This window comes from Ralstonia insidiosa, assembly GCF_008801405.1.
Taxonomy (GTDB): Bacteria; Pseudomonadota; Gammaproteobacteria; order Burkholderiales; family Burkholderiaceae; genus Ralstonia; species Ralstonia insidiosa.
Genome location: NZ_VZPV01000010.1, coordinates 1 through 4,715 on the forward strand (window position 1 = coordinate 1; position 4,715 = coordinate 4,715).

A 4,715-nucleotide genomic window follows, 5' to 3' on the forward strand; every position below is an offset into this window, starting at 1 on the left:
CAAGCGGAGCGCGCAGCGCCGGCACGGCGCGGAGGCGTCAGGGATTGACGCCCGAAGGGGCGAGACGCCGCAGGCGGCTCGATGCGCAGCACGAAAGCCCGGCCCCGCAGGGGAGACGCCCAGGGGTTAATACGGCGGGTCGTCATCCAAGCTGTCATCCACAGCCGGAAACGGGTTAATCCGGTAGCCCAAGTCTTCAATGGTACGGGCGTTGTCGGGTAGCTTGTCACGCATCCAAACCGGGATGCGGCCCTGCGCAAACAAATTGCACTCGGTCGGCTCTCGATCAGCGGTCAGCCACTCAACACGGAATGCCTGCCCGCCGAAGCCGATTCCCTCGCCAAGCACATTCCAGGTGTAATGCACGCCCTGGTAGATCACGCGCTGAATATCGGTGGCGTCGGCCAGCTCGGCCCAATAGGACTCCAGTTGCGAGACGGCATCCGATTTCGCCCGCTCGATCCGGGCCAAGGTGTCGGCGTCAGGGGTCGGACTGGCAGAAAAGGACAGGACTTGACGCCAGCCAGCGGCCGCATCCTCATGCGTGAAACCAGCGTGGATTCGCAACGGCTGCTCGGTAAAGCAATGCCGGGTTTCGCGCGTGTCATCGTTGAGGTGGATTTCCACGGACTGCCGCTTCGCCCGCAGCCAAGCCGTTCGCGCGGCCTGCTCCAAGCGGTCAGCCTCGCCCTTCGCGGTCCGACCTTCCGCATCGAGGCGGGATTGTTCGGCGCTGCCATCTTCGGCATCCACGCAGCGCAGAAAAACAGCGCGATGATGCGCTTTCGCGTCCTCCCAAGCCTGGAATTCCTGGGGGACGGCGTGCGGGGCGTCAATGAGGAAAAAATCGACGGTCATGATGTTCTCCGAGTTCCTGTTAATACCGGGCACGGAAAGGCTCGGATTGCCGCCAGTTGCGATCAAAATGGGCCAGATATGCCTTGGCCAGCGCCGGATTATTCCAGTTCACCAGGACATTCTCCGAATTCACGCGCGCGGCCGCGTCGGAGTAGTTGAAGCTCCCCAGCTCGACAGTCTGGCGATCCACGATCAGCACCTTGTCATGGTGGATCGGGTAAGCGGAAATTACGCGCACGTCGCAGCCAGCTTCAGCCAGCGCCGAAAGGGCCGCCCGGCCCTTTCCGCTCCGGTCGTCGGTGACGTTGTTCTTGTAGTCGGCCACCAGGGAAACGGCCACCCCGCGCTTGGCCGCGCGCAGCAGCGCGGCCACCACGCGCGGGCTGGTGAAGCTGTAGGACAGTGCCTTGATGTCTGTCTTCGCGGAGTCGATGACGCGAAGCACCAGGGCCTCGGCCCCGCCTTTGGGAGAAAAGCCCACCTCGATGGAGCCGGCCGCAGGCACGGATACGGGCGCGGCTGTCTCGATGGCATCGGCCAGCTCGCGCAGCACGCCGGGCTTGTAGGCGGAAGCGGAGCCGGCCCAGCTCAAGGCGAGGCCGGCGAGGATCACAGGAAGGAAGCGAGGGGGTTTCATGGGGTAGCTCCAGGAAGTTCGATCAAGCCGCAAGGCGCAGCTCGTTGAGGAAGTCAGCGGCCACCACGGGGCAGACGGCATTGCCCAGCAGGTGCATGGCATCGCGGTGGACGTTGGGGAGGACGTAGGACGGCGGAAAGCTCATAGCGTCCCGTGCCTCGGGCACGGCAAGCATTCGCATCCGGTCGCCCTCGATCACGGCCCAGCGGTCGCGGGTCGTGATGGTGCCGACAGGCCGGTGGATGCTGCGGCCAGTGAGGCCGCTGCCGCTGGAGTAGTACGGGATCAAGAAGCGGTCGCCGTGCGCAGCACGGCCCGCCGCGATCTGGCGCAGCGTCTTTTCGCTGCGCCTGGGCGTGGCGATCGGACTCCACGGGTGGGCATCCCACTGGATCACGTCGGCAATGGGTCGGTGCTCGCGGCGCGGCAGGCTCAAACGCAGCGGCCGCCGCGAGCGCGTGCAGACCAGGAACAGGCGTTGCCGGTTCTGCGGCACGCCATGATCGGCCGCATCGACCAGATGCGGCGAAACGGCGTAGCCCAGCCGGCGCAGCGCATCGCGCCAAGCCGGATAAAGCACCCACTTCTCGAAGTCCGGCACGTTCTCGACCAGGATCACCGGGCTGCGGTGATATTCCGCGCAAGCCACCACGGCCCAAGCCGTGCTGCGCAGCGCGTCATGGTGCGGCCGTTCGCGGCCTCTTGCCCTCGAATGCCCTTGGCAGGCTGGCGAAGCCAGCACAACATCATGCGCGGGCACCGCGCGCCAGTCGGCTTGCTGAAGGTCTTGGCACTCGTGCCAAGTGTCCGGGTGGTTGGTCTGGTGGTACTGAACAGCGAGCGGCCAATGGTTTGCGGCCCACACGACGCGCGCGCCGGCAAGGCGCGCGCCCTCGGTGAAGCCACCGGCCCCCGCAAAGAGGTCGATGCAGCGCATGGGTCAGAATTCCGTGGTCAGGGTGCCATCGGGGAGGCGCTTCATCAGGTCGAAGCCGTTATCCGTCCCGCCGCAGCTCTCCAGCTCCTTCAGCGCCGCCTTGAAAGTGTGGTGGTCGCTCCACACGTCTTCGGCATCGGTGCCGGCGTTCTCAACGATCACCCATTGCGGGTAATCCGTGGCTTGGGCGGTGGTGTTGGCCTGGGCGACGTGGGCGGTCTGCATGGTCGTTTTCCTTATGCGGAAGGGTTGAAGATGGTCTAAGCGGCTGGGGTCTGGTCTGCTCACCGTCACCCCTGCCGGGGCATCGCCTCATCACTGAAGCAATGCCTATATTCTACCCGTCAAACTATTGACCGTCAATAGATATTGGCGTTTATTTGCTTTCATTGTGAAAGCAAATAACACGCAAGCGCGGACTTTCGCGCGCGAAAGTCACCGCAGGGCGAAGCCAAAACGGTTGTAGAGGTAGAGGCCAGCGAGCGTCAGCGCCCCGGCCACGGCTGCACCGCCCAGGGCGTGCCACCAATCGCGGCCACTCGGCCACGTCGCCAGCAGGCATTGCACCGCCAGGAGCTTCAGGCCAAGGCTGGGCCACGCCAGAGCGGGCCAGCCAGCGGAATGCCACAGCAGGCCGGCGCTCAACGGGATGAGAAGGAACGGCGCGAGGGCCACGGGAACCGCATTCCACCAGCGCAGGCGCATGAACAGCACGCGCCCCAGCAGCAGCTCCCCGTCAGGCATCCGGCGCGGCAGGATCGACATGGAAACCGGGCGCGCACCAAACAGCCAGCCGGCCATCCAGTGCATAGCCTCATGGGCCAGCGTGCCAGGCAGCACGGACAGGGCGTACAGCCACGTCCAGCGCCGAACGGTGCGGGTCGCCACCAGCATGACCGCGAAGCTGGCCAGATGCAGCCACGCGGAGCCGATCATGTCTTGTCAGCCTTCTTTGCGGTGAAGCCCCGGATGGTCGCCTCTTGACTGGCGACTTGACTGCGCAGCGCGTCGAGTTCCCCTGTCACCCGGCCAAGTTGGGCGGCCGCATCGCGTGCCTCTTTGCGCGCCTCGTCCAGCTCGGCCTCCATGCGCTGCTTGGAAGTCTCCAGCTTGCCGATGACCTCCACGCTGCGCTGCTTCTGGTCGTGCAATGCCTGCTGGTGAGCATCTTTCAGTCGCCCCACCTCGGCATCATGCTGGGCACGTTGAGCAGCCGCCCCTTCGGCGTGCTCTTTCCGCGCCGCCGCCAGCTCGGCCGCTCCTTGATCCTGCACTCGCGCAAGTTCACCGCGAACTTGGGCCAGCTCGCGCTCCAAGTCTGCCGCTTGCTGGGAGAGTCGGGCCACGTCCGCGCGCTGGGTGGAAAGCTCGGCTTCCACCGTCCGGCGCGCAGCCTCCGCTTCATCACGCCGCGCACGCTCGGCCTTCAGGTCGTCATGCACCTCATTGGCCCGCTTCTCCAGCTCTGCCGCCCGTGCTTCACCAGCCGCAGCCCGTTCGGTTTGCGCAGCCACGTCGACTTGAAGGCTGGCGAGTTGGTCGGTCAGCTCGGCGGCTTGCCGGCGTGCTTCATCGCGCTCGTCCTCTCGCTTCTCGGCCAGGGCCAGCGCCTCCGCTGTCTCGGCTTCGAGTTCCTGACGCACCCGCTCCAGGGATTCACGCTCGGAGGCCAAGCGGCCATTGGCAAGCTCTAGGGCCACGCCCCACATGTCCGAAGCCCAGCCCTGCACCTTGTCGAGCACAACCTGGGGCGCGGCCTCGCGTACCGGCTCGGCCGACTCGGCAGCCTTGCGGCGGGCCTTCCAGGCGCGCAGCACCGGGCCGATGGTGGCGTAGCTGCCGCCCTTCGTGCTCGTCCACTTCGCCAGCAGTTCGCGCACCGTCTCGTTCGTCGGGCGCATCCCCTCTGCCGCCAGTTGTTCGGCGGCTTTACAGATCAGTTCTTCCGTGATGATCGCTTCGCTTGCCATGACAGGCTCCTTTCGGTTGATTGTGTTGTTTGTTGTTGTATGTTGTATTTTACAGCAAACAACAACAAACGCAACAGGCGAAGTGCCGGTCGGGATCGGCCGCCGTCGCCCTTGCCTTCGGCGTGCCGGCGTCGAGCTGGTGGTGGAAGCAGGTCGGTGGCCACCTCGGCGGCCGTCCTTCTGGAAAAGGGGTCCCCTCGTTTTCAGTGCAATAACTGGCGGTACGCAAACCCAGCACTGGCGCGGGGGTGGTGTTGGTAGATCGTTGATTCTGTTGGCTTTCCTGTTCACTTCTCAAACGGGTATCGTGGCC

At 65.2% G+C, this 4,715-nt stretch carries 6 protein-coding genes; all 6 read right to left on the bottom strand.

The genetic code is table 11. The features are described 5' to 3' along the window. Positions 1-126: 126 nt before the first annotated feature. The gene (locus F7R11_RS26870) at positions 127-858 is read right to left on the bottom strand and encodes a hypothetical protein (protein ID WP_009242156.1); all 732 of its coding nucleotides are present in this window, start codon (positions 856-858) and stop codon (positions 127-129) included. A 19-nt stretch (positions 859-877) separates the two neighbouring features. Next, positions 878-1,495, bottom strand: a complete 618-nt coding sequence (locus tag F7R11_RS26875; RefSeq protein WP_009242155.1) for a phospholipase D family nuclease — start codon at positions 1,493-1,495, stop codon at positions 878-880. 22 nt (positions 1,496-1,517) lie between these two features. After that, positions 1,518-2,432 (bottom strand): DNA cytosine methyltransferase, encoded by a 915-nt coding sequence (locus tag F7R11_RS26880; protein WP_009242154.1) that lies wholly within the window; start codon positions 2,430-2,432, stop codon positions 1,518-1,520. A gap of 3 nt (positions 2,433-2,435) precedes the next feature. After that, positions 2,436-2,657: a hypothetical protein gene (locus F7R11_RS26885; RefSeq protein WP_004637279.1), complete on the bottom strand. Its 222-nt coding sequence runs from the start codon at positions 2,655-2,657 to the stop codon at positions 2,436-2,438. Between the two features lie 210 nt (positions 2,658-2,867). Next, positions 2,868-3,368, bottom strand: coding sequence for a hypothetical protein (locus F7R11_RS26890; RefSeq protein WP_004637282.1), 501 nt, complete (start codon positions 3,366-3,368; stop codon positions 2,868-2,870). Next, the gene (locus F7R11_RS26895) at positions 3,365-4,402 is read right to left on the bottom strand and encodes a DNA-binding protein (RefSeq protein ID WP_004637284.1); all 1,038 of its coding nucleotides are present in this window, start codon (positions 4,400-4,402) and stop codon (positions 3,365-3,367) included. Before F7R11_RS26895 ends, F7R11_RS26890 begins: the two co-directional genes overlap by 4 nt. Between the last annotated feature and the right edge of the window lie 313 nt (positions 4,403-4,715).